18 protein-coding genes are annotated in these 19,167 nt (G+C 63.8%); 9 read left to right on the forward strand and 9 right to left on the reverse strand.

What is annotated here, in order from left to right; genetic code table 11:
• Positions 1-20: 20 nt before the first annotated feature.
• Both K3756_RS13855 and K3756_RS13860 read right to left on the reverse strand, forming a co-directional pair.
• Complete coding sequence (locus K3756_RS13855) at positions 21-872, reverse strand: SDR family NAD(P)-dependent oxidoreductase (protein WP_259988354.1); 852 nt, start codon at positions 870-872, stop codon at positions 21-23.
• 61 nt (positions 873-933) lie between these two features.
• Positions 934-1,917 (reverse strand): SDR family NAD(P)-dependent oxidoreductase, encoded by a 984-nt coding sequence (locus K3756_RS13860; RefSeq protein WP_259988356.1) that lies wholly within the window; start codon positions 1,915-1,917, stop codon positions 934-936.
• Positions 1,918-2,232: 315 nt separating this feature from the next.
• Between K3756_RS13860 and K3756_RS13865 the strand changes: the two genes are divergently transcribed.
• On the forward strand, positions 2,233-3,117 hold the full coding sequence (locus K3756_RS13865; protein WP_259988358.1) for a LysR family transcriptional regulator: 885 nt from the start codon (positions 2,233-2,235) through the stop codon (positions 3,115-3,117).
• 90 nt (positions 3,118-3,207) lie between these two features.
• Here K3756_RS13865 and K3756_RS13870 read toward each other — a convergent pair whose 3' ends face one another.
• Both K3756_RS13870 and K3756_RS13875 read right to left on the reverse strand, forming a co-directional pair.
• Positions 3,208-4,905, reverse strand: coding sequence for an AMP-binding protein (locus K3756_RS13870; protein WP_259988360.1), 1,698 nt, complete (start codon positions 4,903-4,905; stop codon positions 3,208-3,210).
• 141 nt (positions 4,906-5,046) lie between these two features.
• Positions 5,047-5,928, reverse strand: a complete 882-nt coding sequence (locus K3756_RS13875) for a LysR family transcriptional regulator (protein WP_259988362.1) — start codon at positions 5,926-5,928, stop codon at positions 5,047-5,049.
• 99 nt (positions 5,929-6,027) lie between these two features.
• On the opposite strand from K3756_RS13875, the gene K3756_RS13880 reads away from it, so the two are divergent.
• The 4 genes from K3756_RS13880 (at position 6,028) to K3756_RS13895 (ending at position 9,410) form a co-directional block, all read left to right on the forward strand.
• Positions 6,028-7,008, forward strand: a complete 981-nt coding sequence (locus K3756_RS13880) for an NAD(P)-dependent alcohol dehydrogenase (protein WP_259988364.1) — start codon at positions 6,028-6,030, stop codon at positions 7,006-7,008.
• Positions 7,009-7,089: 81 nt separating this feature from the next.
• Positions 7,090-7,473 carry a nuclear transport factor 2 family protein gene (locus K3756_RS13885; RefSeq protein WP_259988366.1) on the forward strand — a complete coding sequence of 128 codons (384 nt, stop codon included), beginning with the start codon at positions 7,090-7,092 and terminating at the stop codon, positions 7,471-7,473.
• Between the two features lie 46 nt (positions 7,474-7,519).
• Positions 7,520-7,741, forward strand: a complete 222-nt coding sequence (locus K3756_RS13890; RefSeq protein WP_259988368.1) for a hypothetical protein — start codon at positions 7,520-7,522, stop codon at positions 7,739-7,741.
• Entirely contained in the window at positions 7,734-9,410 is a 1,677-nt protein-coding gene (locus K3756_RS13895; RefSeq protein WP_259988370.1) for a Na/Pi cotransporter family protein, read from the forward strand. Before K3756_RS13890 ends, K3756_RS13895 begins: the two co-directional genes overlap by 8 nt.
• A 139-nt stretch (positions 9,411-9,549) precedes the next feature.
• On the opposite strand, the gene K3756_RS13900 is transcribed toward K3756_RS13895, so the two are convergent.
• A complete protein-coding gene (locus K3756_RS13900; RefSeq protein WP_259988371.1) occupies positions 9,550-10,314 on the reverse strand; it encodes an SDR family oxidoreductase in 765 nt (254 codons plus the stop codon).
• Between the two features lie 142 nt (positions 10,315-10,456).
• Here K3756_RS13900 and K3756_RS13905 point away from each other — a divergent pair, with 142 nt between their 5' ends.
• Positions 10,457-11,353 carry a LysR family transcriptional regulator gene (locus tag K3756_RS13905; RefSeq protein WP_259988373.1) on the forward strand — a complete coding sequence of 299 codons (897 nt, stop codon included), beginning with the start codon at positions 10,457-10,459 and terminating at the stop codon, positions 11,351-11,353.
• A gap of 166 nt (positions 11,354-11,519) precedes the next feature.
• Here the strand turns inward: K3756_RS13905 and K3756_RS13910 are convergent, their stop codons facing one another.
• Positions 11,520-13,142: an adenylate/guanylate cyclase domain-containing protein gene (locus K3756_RS13910; RefSeq protein ID WP_311201698.1), complete on the reverse strand. Its 1,623-nt coding sequence runs from the start codon at positions 13,140-13,142 to the stop codon at positions 11,520-11,522.
• Between K3756_RS13910 and K3756_RS19585 the strand changes: the two genes are divergently transcribed.
• Positions 13,119-13,376 carry a YHS domain-containing (seleno)protein gene (locus K3756_RS19585; RefSeq protein WP_311201699.1) on the forward strand — a complete coding sequence of 86 codons (258 nt, stop codon included), beginning with the start codon at positions 13,119-13,121 and terminating at the stop codon, positions 13,374-13,376. The genes K3756_RS13910 and K3756_RS19585 overlap by 24 nt on opposite strands.
• A gap of 115 nt (positions 13,377-13,491) precedes the next feature.
• On the opposite strand, the gene K3756_RS13915 is transcribed toward K3756_RS19585, so the two are convergent.
• Positions 13,492-13,887, reverse strand: a complete 396-nt coding sequence (locus K3756_RS13915; protein WP_259988377.1) for a RidA family protein — start codon at positions 13,885-13,887, stop codon at positions 13,492-13,494.
• Between the two features lie 87 nt (positions 13,888-13,974).
• Between K3756_RS13915 and K3756_RS13920 the strand changes: the two genes are divergently transcribed.
• On the forward strand, positions 13,975-14,694 hold the full coding sequence (locus K3756_RS13920; RefSeq protein ID WP_259988379.1) for a YafY family protein: 720 nt from the start codon (positions 13,975-13,977) through the stop codon (positions 14,692-14,694).
• Here the strand turns inward: K3756_RS13920 and K3756_RS13925 are convergent.
• On the reverse strand, positions 14,691-15,677 hold the full coding sequence (locus K3756_RS13925; protein WP_259988381.1) for an aldo/keto reductase: 987 nt from the start codon (positions 15,675-15,677) through the stop codon (positions 14,691-14,693). The genes K3756_RS13920 and K3756_RS13925 overlap by 4 nt on opposite strands.
• Positions 15,678-15,758: 81 nt before the next feature.
• On the opposite strand from K3756_RS13925, the gene K3756_RS13930 reads away from it, so the two are divergent.
• Positions 15,759-16,592, forward strand: a complete 834-nt coding sequence (locus K3756_RS13930) for a LysR family transcriptional regulator (protein ID WP_259988383.1) — start codon at positions 15,759-15,761, stop codon at positions 16,590-16,592.
• A gap of 172 nt (positions 16,593-16,764) precedes the next feature.
• On the opposite strand, the gene K3756_RS13935 is transcribed toward K3756_RS13930, so the two are convergent.
• Complete coding sequence (locus K3756_RS13935; RefSeq protein WP_259988385.1) at positions 16,765-19,053, reverse strand: adenosylcobalamin-dependent ribonucleoside-diphosphate reductase; 2,289 nt, start codon at positions 19,051-19,053, stop codon at positions 16,765-16,767.
• Between the last annotated feature and the right edge of the window lie 114 nt (positions 19,054-19,167).

The raw sequence follows: 19,167 nt of genomic DNA on the forward strand, positions 1-19,167 counted from the left end.
GCCCGCCCCCTGCATAGGTCTCAGGTGCCCTCGCCCGCACGGCCCGACTTTTCAAATGCCGCAAAGCTTTCGGCATGATCGGGGTGCCAGCGTGACAAGGCGGGGCGGTTCTGCACGATGTCCTGTGCGGCCCATGCGACGCGCCTTGCGTCAATCTCCGGCGTCACCTCGTTGTCGGGGCACAGGATATAGAAATCATCCTGCTCCAGGCGCGCCACCAGATGCGATACCGTTTCCCCGGATGTCCACGCCGCTGCGGGTTTTTCGGGCAGGAACGACGCAATCATACCGGTATAGGTAAATCCCGGCACGAACAGATGCGCCGATACCGGCGCCTTCGCCTCGCGCAGTTCATGGGCGAGCATTTCGGTCATCGCCTTCACACTGGCCTTCGACACGTTGTAGCCCGCGTTGCCCGGCGGGGTCGTGATGCCCTGCTTCGATCCGGTGTTGATCACGACGGCGGGCCAGCCCGCGTCGATCATCCGCGGCACAAACGCCTGCACCCCGTTGAGCGGGCCAAAAAGGTTCACCTCCATAAGACGGCGCCAGTTGTCGGCATTTTCCCACGCCTTCGTGGGCGGGGCGATGCCTGCGTTGTTCATCAGCACCGCCACAGGCCCGATATCAAAGGCGGTATCGGCAAGGGCGCGCACCGCCTCGGCATCGCTCACATCCGTCGTGACGCACCGGATATCGGCCCCCTTCAGCGAAAGCTCTTGCGCGGCGTCCGCCAATGCACTTTCCGAAACATCGGCCAGCACCAACTTCAGACCGCGGGCGGCACATTCCTGCGCCATGGCAAACCCCACGCCGCTTGCACCCCCGGTAATGACGGCAACACCGCCTGCTTTGATTGCTTCATTCCACATGTCTGGTCCTTTCATTTGGCAATCGTGCCCCGCCGCACCGGCAGGGCACCCTGATCTGTCTTCAGCCGATGTTGCGCGCCGCAGAGCCGTAGCTCACGTCTAGCACTTCGGCCGTCATGTTGCGCGTGGCATCACCGGCAAAGAACATCACCGCTTTCGCGATATCCTCGACCTTGTGGTGGCCCACGGGGATCGGGTTGCCCGGCTCCAGAAGGGCAGACACCGCATCGAACGTCGGGGCGGGATGATCCGGCAGCATCTTGCCCAGGATCACCGGGTTGTCCGCCAGCGGCGTGCGCACCAGCCCGGGTGCCACCACGTTGCACATGATGTTGTCGCGCCCGTAGGACAATGCCGCACTTTTCGCAAAACCGATCACCGCCCATTTGGTCGAGGTATAGACCGGGAACAGGTCATTGCCGACCCGCCCGAGCCCCGACGACATGTAGATGATCCGCCCGCCCCCGTTTGCGCGCAGATGCGGCACCGCCGCCTGCGTGGTCTTGACCATGCCGGCCACGTTGATCTCGTACTGGGTCGACATCTCATTGGCGCTGAATTCCTCGATGCGGCCCGCTTGGCTGACCCCCGCATTGGCCAGAACGATATCCAGACCGCCGAAGGTTGCGACCGCCTCGGCCATGGCATCCTCCTGCGCCTGCAGATCGCGCACATCGCCCTGCACAGCGAGACAGCGCACGCCGTGGGCCTCGATCCGCGCCGTGGCTTGCGCCAGATCGTCGGGGCTGGACAACGGATACTGCACATGCGGCACCTCGCGGGTGGCAATGTCGAACAACACGATGTTGGCACCGGCACGGGCCATTTCCTCGGCCGAGGCGAGCCCGATGCCACGCGCACCGCCAGTGATGAACGCGGTCTTGCCCTCCAGCTCCTTGGCGGCAGCGCCGGATTGGGCCATGCCCGCCCGCGCCGTCGCAACCGTCGATGCGGCAACCGTTGCCGCGCCGATCGTTCCCGTGCGCAACATGTCGCGGCGCGACATTTTCGGGGCGGATGCAGAATTGTGTGAAATACTTGTCATGTCGGTAACTCCTTGTCTGTGCCTCTCGGGGCAGGTCAACGGGTGAATGGGGGTCCGTGCAAAGCGCGCTCAGAACGTCAGCAGAACGAGGTGGCTCAGCCGCTCTTGCGCGGCCATCCCCGCGATAACCTCGTCCGTCTTGGCAGTCCGGCGGGTTGCGCGATCGGTCACTTTGAAAAATCTGAACATGGCCATCTCCATTTGTTAGCTGTCGTCGGAAACGCCGCTTTGCCTTTCCGTGACAAACATATGGATCATGCGCCCATGATGCGGTATAGGGCGATTTAACCAATCACAATTGCGTAAAACGCATCAATGGATGACGACGAACTCTTTCTGGCCGTTTTGGACGGGGGCAGCTTTCGCGCCGCCGCCAAAGCTGCGGGGCTTGACCCCAGCCGCGTCAGCCGCCGCATCGCGGCGCTGGAGGCACGGGTGGGTGTCAAACTGCTCAACCGCACCACACGGGCCTGCGCGCCGACCGAAACGGGCACCCGTTACGGCGAAGGGATACGGCGCCTGACCGACGCCCGCGCCGCGCTTCTGGCCGAGGTGACAGGCGGGCAGGACGTGCCCAAGGGCCGGCTGCGCGTGGCGGCGCCCACGGATTTCGGCGCGCGGTTCGTGGCGCCGGTGCTGACGAAAATGTCCGAAACCTATGCGGAGCTGAGTGTCGATCTGCGGTTGGGGTCGGGGTTCGCGGATCTGCTCGCCGAAGGCATCGACGTCGCCATCCGCATCGGCAACCTGTCCGACAGCGCCCTGATGGCACGGCGGATCGGCATCTCGCAGCGCGTTCTTGTCGCCGCCCCCGCCATCGCCGCTGCGGTGCGCACGCCGGCGGACCTTGGCGACATCAGCATCGTTTCCTACCGCACCGGAATGACCGAAATGCGCACGAGCTTCGAACAGGGCGGCGTGCGCCAGGACCTGCGGATGCCCTGCCGCTACGCCGTGAATTCGATGACCGCAGTGCGTGATGCGGTCCTCGCGGGCCGCGGTGCGCATCTTGGGCCGGTGTGGGCGTTTCGCGACGATCTCGCGCAGGGCGATCTGGTCGCTCTGTTGCCCGATGCCCGGTTCGACCCCTTCCCGATCCACGCCGTCTGGTCGCCGACCCCCTACCAGCCCGCCGCGTCCCGTATATTTGTCACCCTGATGGCGGAGCACCTGACCAAAGCAGGGCTGTCGCAGGCATAACGCCTGCCCAAACACCCCCACGCCACGCGGCTTGGGATGCGCCGCAAATCCCTAGGACACCGCCGAAAAGGCGCTCTGCCGGCAGCCGGTTCAGGCCACGTATTCATCGCGCAATTGACGCCGCAGCACCTTACCCGACAGGGTGACTGGCACTTCGTCCACGAACCGGATCACCTTTGGCACCTTGTAGTTTGTCAGCCGCGCCCGGCACGCCTCGAGAATCTGCTCCTCGGTCACGCTTTCATCGGCGCGCACCACGAAAGCCGCTGGCGCCTCGGCTGTCTTGGCATCCTCGATCCCGATCACGCCGACCTGCACCACGCCTGCCACGGTTGAAATCGCATCCTCGATCTCGTTCGGCGACACGTTGAAGCCCGACACAAGGATCATGTCCTTCTTGCGGTCCACGATCTCCAGATACCCGTCCGCGTCCATCACCCCGATGTCGCCCGAATGGTACCACCCGTCCTGCATCACCTCTGCCGTCGCCTCGGGATTGTCGAGATAGCTGTCCATCATGCCGGGGCTGCGCCCGATCACTTCGCCGGGCTCTCCCGCCGCCACATCCTTGCCTGCGTCATCGACAATCCGGATGTCGGACCCCGGTGCCGGCACACCCACCTTGCCCAACCGGTTTGCGCCGGGGGGATTGAAGGTCAGGATGCCGGACACTTCGGTCATGCCGTATCCCTGCAAAATCTCGACCCCGGTCATCTCCTGCCATTTCTGCGCCACACCGGTCTGTTGGGCCGCGCCGCCCGACCCGCAAAACCGGATGTCGGCGAAAAGCGCGCGGTCGAACCACGGCTCGGCCATCAATGCGGCAAACAGCGTGTTGATGCCGGTAAACCACGTGATCCTGTAGGCTTCGAACGCCGCCTTGAGGTTCGACGGTGGCCGCGGGCTGGGCACGAGAATGCCGTGCGCGCCCACCGACATCCCCGAAACGAAGATCAGGCTGAACGCGGTGATATGGTACAGCGGCAGCGCCACCAGCGCGACCTCCTCGCCGTCCCGCAGGGTTCCGACCGTCATCAGGCGGCCCTGCTCGGCGTTTGCCAAAATCGCCTGATGGGACAAAACGGCCCCCTTGCTGCGTCCAGTCGTCCCGCTGGTGTATTGCAGCAGGGCCGGAGTATCGCCGGTGGTATCGCGCGTGTAGGCCGCAATGTCGCTCGACGCCATCTGCGCCCGGCCTGCCGCCAAGGCCTCAGCCATCGGCGTGGCAGCCGTGGTCATTGCCGGGATCACCTTGCGCACCCGTTTCAGGACAAACTTCAAAAGGGTCTTTTTCAGCGTCGGAAAGAAATCCGCAACAGACAGGGTAACGACATGGCGCACCTGCGTTTGCGCAATCACCTCGTCCAGCTTGTCTCCGAAAACATCAATGATCACAATGGCTTTCGCCTTGCTGTGGGTCAGCTGATGCTCAAGCTCGGCCGGCGTGTAGAGCGGGTTCACATTGGTGCCGACGCATCCCGCCTTCGCAATCCCGAGCGAGGCCACACAAAAGCCGATGCAGTTCGGCGACATGATCGCCACGGTTTCTCCGGCGGCCAGACCCAGCTTTTCGCGCAGATACACCGCAAAGGCCTCCGCATGCGCCTTGAGCTCGGCATAGGTGATGGTCGTCTGTGCACCATTGGGCAAAATCGTGGTCAGCGCGGGTTTGGTCCCGAACGTCCCCGCCGCCCGGTCGAGCGCTTCCGACAGCGTGCGCACCTCCAGCGTGTCGAGGCCAAAGCCCGCCGCCTGCTCTCCGAACGGATGTTTCAATGTCTGCGCCATAAGGTCCCTCCCCAACGCGCCCAATGATCCAGACGCAGGATCAGTATACCAAAAATCGGGCCTCCGCATAGGGACACGGACAGACGAAGCCCGCCACACACCCTGCCGGTCGCCTGCCTCCGGGTTTGGTCCACACGCAGTTTACTGGCCGATAAATTCCGCCCGGCGCTCCATCAGCGCGGCACTCAGGTAATCCACCAAAAGCCGTGCCCGCCGAACGCGCCGCAAACCGCCATGCAGCAGGATCCACGTGGATCGACGCTGGTCCAGCCCCGTTCCGGGGACGCGCTGCAATTCCGGAAACACGCTGGGAACCCAATGCGCCAGAAACGTCATTCCCGCACCCGCGCGCGCCAGATGCACGTGCATCTGCGGGTCGCCGACCGTGTGCCGGACACGGGCTGCCGGAAACGCACTGGCCTCGATCATCGCGCGCAGTTCGGGCACTTCTCCGTACCCGATCCACGTCAGCCCCTTGCCCTTCGGTCCGGCCTTCGGCAACTGCGTATCGACATAGCTGCGCGACGCAAACACACCGAGCGACAGCGGAAAAAGCTTCCGCCCGACGGCATCTTCATCGACCTCGATCACGTGACGGACAGAAATATCCGTCTCGTCCTTTTCGATCGAATCCACCGTATAGGAAAGCTTCAGCTCGATCTCGATCTCGGGGTACAGCGCCGCGAATTCCGCCAGAACCGGCGCCAGCAGATAATGCGCGGTCATCGGATCGGCTGACAGCCGAATGCGCCCCGATGCCTCCCGATCCAGCCCTTTGACGGCACTGAACCCCTTGAGCAACGCCGCCTCCGCTTCAATCGCCTGCGGCAACAAACGCCGCCCGGCAGCGGTCAGCGTCAGCCCACCCGCGGCCCGTCGAAACAGCGTCGTGCCCAGCTGCGCCTCCAGACCCTCGATCTGGCGGCGCACCGTGGCGTGGGTGCCGTCCACCTGCGCGGCCCCCGCCCGAAGCGATCCAGAGCGGGCAACAGCCAGAAAGGCAGGGAGCGATTTCCAATCCACGGCAGTGTAACACTTTTTGACCAACTTGGATCATTATAGACAATTATCGGATCAAAATAAATCCGGTATCCCATCCTTCGACCCAAGAAGGAGACCATCATGGACCTCACACGCAATGCCTGGGCCGTCAGCCGCTACGGCGGGCCAGACGTCCTCGTTCCCGTCTCGCGGCCCGTGCCCGCACCCACCGCCACGCAGGTTCTGATCCGTATCCGCGCCTCGGCGGTGTCGCGGGCCGACACGATGATGCGGGCGGGGCAGCCGAATTTTGCCCGCCTGTTTCTTGGTGTGCGACGCCCCCGCGCCGGTTTGGCCGGCACCTGTTTTTCGGGCGATGTGGTTGCCGTCGGCGACCGTGTCACCCGGTTTCGCATCGGTGACGCCGTCTTTGGCGAAGCCGGTCTGCACTTCGGGGCCAACGCGACGCACATCAGCCTCGACGCGCAGGCCAGCCTGCTGACCAAGCCGGAAGCAGTAAGCTATGAGGAGGCCGCAACGCTCTTTGATGGTGCGATGACGTCGTGGCATTTCCTGACCCGCATGGCCCAAGTACGGTCAGGCAGCGCCGTCCTTATTCTGGGTGGTTCCGGGAGCCTCGGAACCGCCGCGATCCAGTTCGCCAAGGCGCTCGGCGCGCGGGTCACGGCCAGCGCGAGCGCACGCAACGCGGCACTGCTGCGCGCGCTGGGAACGGACCGCGTCGTGGACTACACCGCCGAAAACCCTCTGGCAAAAGGCGCCGGTTTCGACGTGGTTTTCGACACGCTCGGGGTCGCGTCCTACCGCGCGGCCAAACCCGCGCTTGCCCCGACGGGCCGGTATCTGTGTCCGGTGCTTGATGCGACGCTCCTGCGCGACATGATCCTGACCCGCGCCACGGGGCAAAAACGGGCGATGTTCGCCGCCGCCGGCATGCTGAAATCCGAAACCCACCGCGCGCAAATGTCGGAAATTCTGGCACTCATGGCAGCGCAGAAATTCGCACCCGTGATGGATCGCACCTACCCGCTCACCGATCTGGTCGAAGCGCATGCCTATGTCGAAACCGGTCGCAAGCGTGGTAATGTCGTCGTGGTTTAGGCGCCGGCGGCGCATCGCCCCCAATGCCCCCAAAAACCGGCAAACCGATTTTTACCTCCTCTCTTCACAAAGGAGCACAACATGCCCCAGCACGCCGTTCTGACCTTGATCAAACAGGCCGACAAAGCGATCAGCGCCGAGGACTTCGACACGTTGATGGAATTCTATGCAGATGACGCGGTTCTGGTTGTGCAGCCGGGCCAGATCGCCAAGGGCAAACCGCAAATCCGTACCGCTTTCGAGGCAATTTCCAGACATTTCGGCAAGACCCTCACCGTGACGCAAGGCCACGCTCATGTGATCGAAGGCGCCGGCACCGCACTTGTCGTCATGGAAACGCTCCTGCATATCGGGCAGGCACCGGAACCGGTCGTGCGCCGCGCGACATATGTATTTGCCATGGACCCGACGCGCGGATGGCTCTGCACCGTCGATAATTCCTACGGCACGGACCTGCTGGATTAGGCGCCGCATTCAACGGCTCGAACGGCCGCGGCGAAAAAGCGGCCCAATGGCCACCCGCCCTGACCCCACGTTGCGCGATCCGGCAACAACACGGGCAGCCCTTGACAGCACGCTGGCCATCGCGACGATGCACCCCCCACCCCTTGTCACGGGCACAAAGAAGTTGGACATGCAAAATCTGCGCGGCAGCACCCTGCGCCATCGCCCCCCCGTCGGGGACATTCCCGGCCCGTTTTACGCCCGGCGCGGATGCATGAGCCATGGATGACACAAGCCTCATCCTGTTTGCCCTGCACATCGCGGGCGCGGCTGCGCTTCTGATCTGGGCGGTTCGGTTGCTGCGCACCGGCGTGGAGCGGGCGTTTTCCGTGCAACTGCGGGCCTTCCTGCGGCGGTCCAACGCGAACCGCGTACAGGCTCTGGGCAGCGGTGCGCTCGCCGCGTTGTGTCTGCAAAGCGCAACGGCGGTGGCCGTTCTGGTGTCGAACTTCGCAACAAGGGGCGGTGTGGGGGTGCTGGCGGGCGTGGCGATCCTGCTGGGCGCCGACATCGGGTCGGCCCTCGTGTCGCAAATTCTGCTGGTCCGGCAGGAGTTCCTGATCCCCCTGCTTCTGCTGGGTGGGGTGGTTCTGTTCCTGCGCAGCGCCCGCAACGAAATCCGGCAATTGGGGCGGATGCTCATCGGGGTCGCACTGATCTTCGTCTCGCTCGACATGATCCGCGCCGCGACCGGCCCCCTGATCGCCAGCCCCGCCACGGCCAGTGTCATGGGCTATCTGGCGGGGGATCTGGTCACGTCCTTCCTGATCGGCGGGCTGTTTGCCTGGGGCGTGCATTCCTCGGTGGCGGCCGTCCTGTTCTTTGTCACTCTCACGGCACAGGGGCTCCTGCCCCCCAGCGGTGCTGCTGCGATGGTGCTGGGGGCAAACGCGGGCGGCGCGATACTGGCCTTCATGCTGACGCTGGGCGCACCTATGACGGCGCGCCGCATGGTCATGGCCAATCTGGTGTTGCGCGGCGGGGGTGCTGCGCTGGTGCTTGTGATCCTCGCCAAAAGTGCCGGCAATCTGGGCTGGCTGGGCGTTGATCCGGCGCGGCAAATCATCAACCTGCATCTGGTTTTCAACATCGGGCTGGGGCTGGTCTGTCTGCCGTTTCTCGGCTGGATCGCCTCTGCCATGCCGCGGCTGATGCCCGACGGCGAAAACACCGCCAACCCGCTCGCGCAAAGCTCCGCGCTTGATCCCTCGACGCTCGACCGGCCGTCGCGCGCGTTGCCCTGTGCCGCGCGCGAGGTTCTCAAAATGGGCGAAGCGACCGAAACCATGCTGCGGTCGTCGATGGCCCTGTTCCAGTCATGGGATGCCCCAACGGCCAAGGCGATCAACGAAAAATCAGAGGACGTCAGCAGGCTGCACGCAGACATCAAGGGCTTTCTGGCAGCACTCGACCACAAAAACCTCTCCGAGACCGAACAGGAGAAAGCAAGCGAACTTGCCTCGATCGCGTTCAATCTGGAAACGGCGGCCAACGCCATTTCACACAACCTCGTGGCGCAGGCCGAACAGCTCGACGCTGACGGGCTGGAATTCTCCGACGATGGCTGGTCCGACCTCAGCGATTTCCACGACCGCATCCTGAGCAATACGCAGCTCGCGCTGAGCGTGCTGATGACCGGCGCGCCGGATGCCGCACGCCAACTGCTGCGCGCCAAGGACAAGGTGCGCAAGGCAGAGCAAAAACTGCAGGAACGTCATCTGGACCGGCTCCGCCGCAACATCCCCGCCAGCTTTGACACCAGCCACATCCATCAGGACACCCTGCGCACGCTCAAGACGATCAACGCCGCTTTTGCCACGATCGGCCAGCCGATTGCGGCGCGGTCGGGCGATCTTTTGTCGACGCGCCTGTCCGCGAAGCCCAAAACAGGCGGCTGAACACCTATCGGTTGGCGCATGGGGCAAAGACCACCTGCCACGGGCGACGGTCCCGACACAGACGCAAGCCAACAAAGCGCATCAGCATCCTCCATCAGGGTGACGCCGACAAACACGCATCCGGCGCTCCGATGCCGGATCACAAAGGCAACCCCACCGCCCGGCGCCCCGCGTCCGTCTTGAGCGAGAAATCGGTCCCCGCATGGGCCGCGCCATCCGGCCCACACAGATACGCAATGGCCCGCGCAACCCATTCGGCAGGGATGTGCACCGACGGATCAAGCCGGCTGACAGGGTTCAGACCGCTTTGCCTGATCGACACCTGCATGTCCGTGGCCACCGTGCCGGGGCTCAACCCCACCACGGTGATGCCCTCGGCGCTGTACTCCTTGTGGGCCACACCCGTCAGACGCAGGACCGCGGCCTTGGTGGCGCAGTAATGGCTCCACCCTTCGAGAAAGGAATTTGCCGCCCCCGACGAGATATTGATGATCGTGCCCGCGCTCTGCGCCTGCATCACCGGGATCGCATAGCGCAGACCATGGTAGACACCCTTGATGTTGACATCGACGACCCGGCCCCACGCTTCTGGGTCACTGTCGGCAATACGGCTGATCGGGTCAATCAGCCCCGCGTTGTTCACAAGAACATCAAGGCTGCCAAAGGTATCCCCGGCAAACTCCACCAGCCGCGCAACCGCGTCCGGATCGCTAACATCACAGGCAAGCGCCGCGGCATGGCCACCGGTCGCCGTGATGTCTTCGGCAATGGCATTGATCCGATCGGCGGACCGTGCGGCCAGAACGACCTTGGCACCAAGCCCGGCAAGATGCCGCGCCGCCGCAGCCCCGATCCCCCGGCTGGCCCCCGTGATGACGACTGTCTTGTTTTGAAGATGTGACATGGGTTTCAATTCTTTCCTAATCATGATGGCCCCGCGGAACGTGATGTCTGCCGTGATGCGACAGATCTATTTCCTGCACATTATTTGCGATATGGTGAGTTTCTCCTTACAGTCGTGCGTAATCTGCATGAATGGATGCCCGATGAATCTCGTCTCTCTCAAAACGGTTCTGGCAGTGCAGCGGGCGGGCAGCATCGTGTCCGCGGCACAGGCGCTGAACCTCGATCCGTCAAACGTGTCGCGCACCGTGAGCGCGGTAGAAGCGGCAGTTGGCCTGCGGATCTTTGAACGCACGACCCGCAGCTTGCGCATCACCGAAGCGGGCGCGCGGTATCTGGCCCGCGTGGCGCCGCTGCTCGACGATCTCGATGCCGCACAGGAAGAGGCGCAGCGCATGGCCGTGGCACCGCAAGGACACCTGCGCATGACCGCATCCGTGGCCTTTGCCATTGAACGGATCGTGCCGCTTCTGCCCGCGTTTCATGCCGCCTATCCGGATGTGACGGTGGAACTCATACCGGCGGACGCAAATCTGGGCCTGTTGGATCAGGGGCTTGATCTGGCGGTGCGTCTTGCGGCCGCGCCCAAGGGCGATCTGATGTCGACGCGGCTGATGCGCACGCGCTACCACGTTGTGGCGTCGCCCGGCTATCTGGCCACAGCGGGGGCGATCGACCATCCCCGCGCGCTGACAGGGCGCAACTGCCTGCGGTTCGCCCTGCCCGATTTCCGAAGCAGATGGCTCTTCCGGCAAAGCGCGCAGGACGACGTGCTCGAGGTCGAGGTGGGCGGCAGAACGCTTATCTCGAATGCGCTGGCGCTGCGCGATGCGGCGCGCGCGGGCATGGGGCCGGTTCTTCTGGCCGACTGGCTGATTGATCGCGATTTGCGTGCAGGCACGTTGGTCGACGCCCTGCCAGATTGGGACTGCACGGCAACGCAGTTCGACACCGGCGCGTTCATTCTCTATCCCAGCCGCGCATATCTGCCGCGCAAGACGCGCGCCATGATCGATTTCCTGAAGGCCGAATTGGGCTGACGGGCCTATCTTCCCGCCCCGTTGCCCCGCAGGCCAATCGCGCCCTCGCGCCGCCCTGAAAACGATTGCGGCTGCGCGCAAACAGGCTCTTGCCGGTCGTGCGCGGGGTGCCAACCCTCAAGCCGCCGCAACAGTGGCGGGGTTTTTACCGGCACCGGACTAGCCGTCACTCGACGCCCGCTTTTCGCAACCCTTCCAGAAACAACTGGCGCTGTTCTTCCGATTTGAAAATCTGGGCAAAATTCGCCGCCCGAAAAAATGGAAAGCGGGATAATCCTTCGGCCACGAGCGCTGTCGCCGCCTCGTTTTGATCAAGCATGGCGTGGGCGGCCGCGCGCACGAACAGGCTGCTCGCCTCGTCGTTCGAGACAAGCGGATACCGCTCGGCCAGCCGGATGACCTCCTCGAACTGCCCTTGGAGATATAGTGCGACGATGGGGCAATTGATCTCATCGGCCCGCGGATAGGGATCAATCATCAACGCCCGTTGGGAGGACAACAGCGCCTCTTCCGCGTCGCCCGAAAACATCTGGACGCTGCAGCGCACGGCATGGCCCTGGGCACTATTGGGGTTGAGCGACAGCGCCTTGTCGATCAGACGTGCCGCTTCCGGCAGCTGCCCTGAAAACTTGAGCGCCTCCGCTTTCAACGCATGGGCCCGATAATCGAACGGATCGAGCGATATTGCCTTGTCTGCATTGGACTGCGCGGCGTCCCAGGCGCGTTGCGGCCATTGGGTCCAGCCAAATTTCAGGTCATTGAGGTGCGTGAACCCCAATTCGGCATAGGCGCTTGCGTAATTCGCGTCCAAGGCGACGGCGCGCTCGAAAAGGCCTCTGGCGTCGGCATTGGCCCTGAGACTGACTTCGCGCATGATGTCGCGGCCACGCAGCACAAGATCATAGGCCGTCAGACTGTCTGTCGGTGCGACCGCGACGCGGGCCTCTTCCACTTGCGTGACCCGCACCGCCAGCGCGGCAACAACCTGTCGGGTCAGCGTGTCCTGAACCTCAAACAGATCGAGAATGTCCTCGTCATAGCGGTCGGACCAGATCAGGACGCCGTTGGCGGCTTCGCTCAATTGCACGCTCAAACGGATCTTGTTGCCGGAGCGTTGAACAGACCCGCTCACAACATAGGCCGCGCCCAGATCGTTCGCCTGCGCCAGCGCAGAACCGTCGGGCTCTCGCAAGGACTCGACCGCGCTCCACGACAGCACGAGCAGCCCCGAAAAACGGCCCAATGCGGCGATGACGTCCTCTGTCACACCATCCACGAAATAGGACTGATCGCTTTGCCCGCCCCTGTTGTCAAACGGCAAAACGGCAATCGTCGGACGTGTCGCTTCGAGGGGCGCTGCCGTTGCCGGTGGCGTATTGGTCCGCGCCGCATCGCCCGTCCCTTGCGACAGGTCAGAGAGCATCCAGACCCCAGCGATCGCTGCCGCAAGAACGCACAGACCCGCCAAGACCACGGCGCGTGCGCGCCGCTTTCGGGCTGTGACGGGTTGCGCGGTCGGGGCATCGCCGTCCGCTTTCGTAACCGCATAGACGTGCAGCGGTTCCGCGATGTTCTTGACGTGATGGGTCCCCCGGTCCTCGAAATGAAGGGGCAGCTTGGTGCCGATCTGGTCGCGCACCGCGGCAGTCACGGCGATACCACCCGCATCCGCGAGCGCCTCGACACGCGCGGCAACATTCACGCCGTTCCCGAATATATCGTCTCCGTCCACGATGATATCACCGAGGTTAAGACCGATCCTGAAGTGCAGCTGTGCGTCCGTCGGCACCGCGAGATGTTCGAGGGCAACCCCGAAAAATATGCTCCCCGCTACGGGGGGTTCTGTGCGGGCGGCATGTCTCTCGGGCGCAAGACGGTGGTTGATCCGCAAGCGTGGATGATCGTCGACGGCAAACTCTTCATGGGCGGGTCGCACGGCGCGATTGCCTACATGGAAAAAGGCACCGACGAGAAAATCGCCAAAGCGGACGAGAATTGGAAAACGCTGGGCGTGACCAACTGATCGACCGCCGGTGTGCGCGGCCCTGTCCATGCCGCCCGACCCATGGGGCGGGCTTAGGCATGGGGAGCGGTCACCCATCACCTGTCGATGACCGACCGCTCCCTAAGGGCTGGACCTAATCCGCCGCCGTTGCTTCGATCTCGAACAACAGACCCGGAATGGCCAAGCGCGTCACACCCAGAAGGGTCATCGGCGGCGCCGCGTTGTGCGGACCAAACCGCATTCCCATCAGATCGAAATTCTTCAGCGCCTCGTCCACATCGGTGGCATAAACGCCAAGCCGGGTCACATGGCTCAGGTCCATCCCGGCCTTGGCCAAAACCGCTTCGAGGTTGTCCAGCGCCAGCGCGATTTGCCCCCGCATGTCGCCGGGATGCTGCGGATTGCCTTCGCCGTCCACCGCCGTCTGGCCGGCGCAGGTGACCTGACGCTTTGCCCCTTCGACCACCTCTGCCTGATTGTAGCCCAGCTTCAGGGACCAGTCCCAAGGGTTTACTGCAGTACGTTCCATCTGTCCGTTCTCCTGTTTGGTGTTGACGATTCAGTCCTACGTTAAAAAGGTGCCAAAATTTGGCACCATTGGTGCTATGGTTGTTTCATGAACATTCGCATCCGACATGACGCACTCGTGCGCAGCCTGCGCCGCAACGGCACCACGACCATCGATGAGCTCGCCCGCGAAGTCGGCGCCTCGCGCCGCACGGTCCTGCGCGACATCAGCGCGCTGCGCGACGAAGGGTTCGTCATCCACTCCGACGTAGGCCGCGGGGGCGGGCTGCAGCTTGATCCCCAATCGATGCAGACCACGGCGCGGCTGTCGGTGTCTGAGGTTTTCGCCCTGTTGATCAGTGTCGCGGCCATGCGCGCCGCCGGCAATCTGCCCTTCTCCGATCTGGCCGATGCCGGACTGGCACGGATCGAAAAGGCGCTGCCTTCGGACAAGATCCGCGATCTGCGGCGGTTTCTCGATTGTCTCCATATCGGTCAGCTTTCTCCGCTTCAGGATCTCTCCGACATCCGGCCGATGGACCCCGCGTTGTTGCCTGCCTTCGAAACGGCGTTTCTCCAACGTCTGCATCTGCGCTTCGACTACCGCGACGCCAAGGGGGCCAAGACCCACCGCACCGTCGAACCGCAAGCCATGCTGATCCTGCAGCCCTTGTGGTATCTGGTGGCATGGGATCCCGCGCGCGATGACTTCCGGCATTTTCGCATGGACCGGATCAGCCAGCCGGAATGCGTGATGGATGCGCCCTTCCGCTGGCGGCATGTGCCGTTCGAGAATGACGTCTGCCCCTACAGCGAGCTGGCGCGTTAGCGGGCGCGCGGCGGCCCTTCGGGCGGTCGGTCGATCAACGTCTCGATCTCCGCCATGACATGCGCGGGCAAAGGGCCGAATGCCACGGCGCCTGCGTTTTCCGCGGCCTGCCTTTCGGTGCGCGCACCCGGCACGGGGATATTCCGGTCCGATTTCGCCAACAACCAGCACAGGGCGCCCTGCCCAAGCGTGCGGCCGTCCGTCTGCAACAGCTCGCGTATGGCCGCGAGGTTGCGAAGATGCGCAGCGGCGGGCTTTGCATCCTGAAAGTAATCCCGCTTCACGCTATTGACCGACCGCACGTCCGTGTCCGGCATCACCGTGGTGCTGTCGTATTTGCCGGTCAGCACCCCCATCGCCAAAGGTGACCGCAACAGGGCCACGAGACCGCTGTCGGAAACGGTTTTCTGGATCGTCGGCACATCCACAAAGATGTTCATCGCGTGCTCGACCCCGACAAACCCCTCCAGATCACACATTGCCCGAATGCTCTCGGGGAAATCCGTGCTCCACCCGTAAGCGCGCAGCTTGCCTTGCGCGCGGGCACGCTCCATCTGCTCGAAAATCGGGCGGGCGGTCTCGATGGGCAGCGCGTTGAGATGCAGCAGCATGACGTCAACGTGGTCCCGGCCCAGCCGCCGCAGGCTGCGTTCTATCGCGGGCATCACCTCGCCCGGCTCTGTCTCGTCATGCAGGACCTGCCGCGTGTCCTCGTCGACGGCGGTGCCCAGTTTCGACACGACGATCGCATCGCGCGTACCCTTCAGCGCCCGGCCTAAAACGCGCTCGGAATGCCCTGCACCATAAACCGCGGCCGTGTCGAAAACCCGCAGGCCCGCCTCCAGCGTGGCGCGGATGGCCCGCTCGGATTCCGCGTCGTCGATGCCGGGAAACCCGTGCGGCTCCGCACCCGCATAGAACTGGCCGCCGATCGCCCAACACCCCATGCCCATCGGCAAAATATCCTGATCCAGAAATCTCATAGAAGCATCTCCCGCAATTCCGGCCCCATCCTCCGCCAGTTCGGCTGGTAAAAATACACAAAGAAACGCAACATACATTTCATGAGTGAAACGAACTCCGACTGGAATGACCTGAAGTTCTTTCTGGCCGTCGCCCGACACAGCGGCCTTTCCGGGGCCGCGCGGCAAACCGGGCTGAGCGCCGCAACGCTCGGACGCCGCATGCAGGCGCTCGAACAGGCCACCGGGATCGAAATTTTTCGCAGGCACGCGCGTGGATACGACCTGACGGAACAGGGCGAGGCGCTCTTTGCCCGGGTCGCGGCCCTCGACGCCGAGGTACGGCCCCTGTTTGACCGTCAAAACATGCGCCCCCTCACGCTGGTCAAATTGTCAGGGGGGCATTGGACCCTGCACGCGCTGGCCCCGCATATTCCGCAGATCGCCAAATCCGCGCCCGACGCCATGCTGCGCCTGATTTCGGCCACCGATCATATGAAGATCAATCACCGCGAAGCAGTGATCGGCATCCGCAACCAGCGTCCCGAAAGAACCGGGCTGGCCTGTCGCAAAGTCGGCACCGTCGCCTTCGCCGGATACGCCACCGACGACGCGGTGCAGGGATGGATACGTGTCACCTCCAAGGCGCCGTCGGCCCGCTGGCTCGCCGATCAGATCGACACGGAAATCACACTGGAAGCAAATGCGCCGCGCCTTGCCAGAGATCTGGCGCTACAAGGGCTGGGCCGCGTGATCCTGCCGTGTTTCATCGGCGAACGCACGCCGGGCCTTGTCCGCGTGCACCCCCGCATCCGCGACCTTGACCACGAACAATGGTTGGTCAGCCACGACGAAGACCGTTTCATCCCGGCAGTCCGCAAAGTACTCGATGCGACCTACACGGCGCTGGGTTTGATCCTCAAAACATCTGAATGAAACGACGCCCCCGCGACTCACCCGAGAACGTCAGGCCCGAACAGCCGCATCCCTGCCCCGCTGCCGCCGGACAAAACAGGTCAGGCATCACCCCAGAAAGACGCGCGGCCCCACACCGCGCGCGCCAATCCCCTGCTCCCGGCCTAGGCTGATCTTCACCGCAGCCCGGCCATCAGCCACATTTCGAATGGCCGCAGCTGCCGCAGGTCATGCAGCCCTCGACCATGCGCAGATCATACTGGCCACAGCTGGAGCACGCCTTGCCGCGCGGCTTGTCCAGTCCCACGACCTTGGCCTGCGGATCGGCCTTCAGGCCCATGCCCTCGCCCGCGATGAACCCCGTGGCCACCATATGCTGCTCGATCACACCGCCGATGGCCGCCAAGATCGAGGGCACGTATTTGCCGCCCATCCACGCCCCGCCGCGCGGGTCGAACACGGCCTTGAGCTCTTCGACCACGAACGACACATCGCCGCCGCGCCGGAACACCGCCGACACCATCCGCGTCAGCGCCACGGTCCAGGCGAAATTCTCCATGTTCTTGGAGTTGATGAACACTTCGAAGGGCCGCCGCTTGCCCCCCACGATCAGATCGTTGACGGTGATGTAGAGCGCGTGCTCGCTGTCGGGCCACTTGATCTTGTAGGTCGCGCCTTCCAGCTCCTGCGGACGGTCCAGCGGCTCGGACATATAGATGACGTCGCCGTGGGGGGCCTGCGGGGCCTCCCCGTCCTGCGCCATCACCTCGGGGGCCTCCTTCTTGTCCTCGCTGACGCTCAGCACGCTGCCGGTGACGTCGTTGGGGCGGTAGGTGGTGCAGCCCTTGCAGCCCGAGTCCCACGCCTCCATGTACACATCCTTGAAGCTCTCGAAGCTGATGTCCTCGGGGCAGTTGATGGTCTTGGAGATGCTCGAATCTACCCACTTCTGGGCCGCGGCCTGCATCTTGACGTGGTCCAGCGGGGCCAGCGTCTGGGCGTTGACGAAATAGTCGGGCAAGGGCGCATCCCCCTTCAGGTCGCGCCACATCTGCACGGCGTAGTCGACCACTTCCTCTTCGGTGCGGCTGCCGTCCTTTTGCAGGACCTTGCGGGTGTAGGCATAGGCAAAGACCGGCTCGATCCCGGAACTGACATTGCCCGCATACAGGCTGATGGTGCCGGTGGGCGCGATCGAGGTCAGCAGGGCGTTGCGGATGCCGTGGGTGCGGATGGCCTCGCGGACATCCTCGTCCATCATCTGCATCGTGCCGGACGCCAGGTATTTATCCGCATCGAACAGCGGGAACGCGCCCTTCTCCTTGGCCAGCTCCACCGACGCCAGATAGGCGGCGCGGGCGATCGCGTGCAGCCATTGCTCGGTCTGACGCGCCGCTTCGTCGCTGCCATACCGCAGGCCCAGCATCAAAAGCGCATCGGCCAGCCCGGTCACGCCCAAACCGATCCGGCGCTTGGCCTGCGCTTCCTGCGCCTGTGCCTCCAGCGGGAATTTCGACACATCGACCACGTTGTCCATCATCCGCACCGCCGTAGCGACCAGCGTGTCGAGCGCGTCGATGTTCAGCTCGGCTGCCTCCTCGAACGGGGCCGACACCAGCCGCGCCAGATTGATCGATCCCAGCAGACACGCGCCATAGGGCGGCAAGGGCTGCTCGCCACACGGGTTGGTGGCGGCGATGGTCTCGCAATAGCTCAGGTTGTTGGCGGCGTTGATCCGGTCGATGAAAATGACACCCGGCTCGGCAAAATCATAGGTCGCCTGCATGATCTGGTTCCACAGATCGCGGGCCTGCACGGTCTTGTAGACGCGGTCCCCGAACACCAGATCCCACGGCCCGTCGGCCTTCACGGCCTCCATGAACGGATCGGTGATCAGCACCGACATGTTGAACATCCGCAAGCGGGCCGCGTCGGATTTGGCGGTGATGAAATCTTCCACATCCGGGTGGTCACAGCGCATCGTGGCCATCATCGCCCCGCGCCGCGATCCCGCCGACATGATGGTGCGGCACATCGCGTCCCATACATCCATGAACGACAGCGGGCCCGACGCATCCGCCGACACGCCTAGCACATCCGCACCGCGGGGCCGGATCGTGGAAAAGTCATAGCCGATGCCGCCGCCCTGCTGCATGGTCAGCGCCGCTTCCTTGAGCATGTCGAAAATGCCGCTCATGCTGTCGGGCACCGTGCCCATGACAAAGCAGTTGAACAGCGTCACGCGCCGTGCCGTGCCCGCCCCGGCGGTGATCCGGCCCGCAGGCAGGTATTTGAAATCCGACAGCGCGTCATAGAACGTCTCTTCCGCCGCGGCAGGGTCGCTTTCGACCTGCGCAAGGTCCCGCGCGATGCGGCGCCAGGTGTCCTCGACCGTGGCATCCTTGGGCGTACCATCTGCCGCTTTGAAACGGTATTTCATGTCCCAGATCTGTTCGGCGATAGGGGCGGCAAAAGCGGTCATTGCGATTCCTCGGATGGCTATGGACGGGGGACGGACAATAGACGGACCTGCGCAAAAGGCCACAGTAAAACGGCCCGGTACTGCCGCGTCATCCTACCACAGTTTGCAGTTTTC

The organism is Sulfitobacter sp. S190 (assembly GCF_025141935.1).
In the GTDB taxonomy this organism is placed as follows: Bacteria; Pseudomonadota; Alphaproteobacteria; order Rhodobacterales; family Rhodobacteraceae; genus Sulfitobacter.